Genomic DNA, 245 nt, shown 5'->3' with positions numbered 1-245 from the left:
AAATAGTATCGGGATTAACCAGCTCAACTACTTTTTTAAAGGTATTGCTGCCAATAACGCCTGGCTTTTGTTGGTTTAAATCAAGCTCAATAATAGTGCGGGCGCTAAACAGCGACATGCTCTGATACTGGGCTATGATTTCTTGCCAATCGAATCCTTGCATTAAAGTAAACTTAATTACTTCATCAAAACCTTGTTGCTTAGCACAGTCGCGAATTTGTTGTACGCACTGCGCTTCTTGAAAA

The 245-nt window shown here is 39.6% G+C and carries 1 protein-coding gene; it reads right to left on the bottom strand.

From position 1 onward, the window contains the following. On the bottom strand, window positions 1-245 hold a 245-nt coding region (locus AAEY83_RS17780; RefSeq protein WP_351061323.1), incomplete at both ends, for a hypothetical protein.

The organism is Psychrobacter sp. TB20-MNA-CIBAN-0197, assembly GCF_040309765.1.
GTDB classification, from domain to species: Bacteria; Pseudomonadota; Gammaproteobacteria; order Pseudomonadales; family Moraxellaceae; genus Psychrobacter; species Psychrobacter submarinus.
The sequence above is the reverse complement of the archived record's forward strand: the minus strand, read 5'-3'. Positions and strand labels throughout refer to the sequence as shown.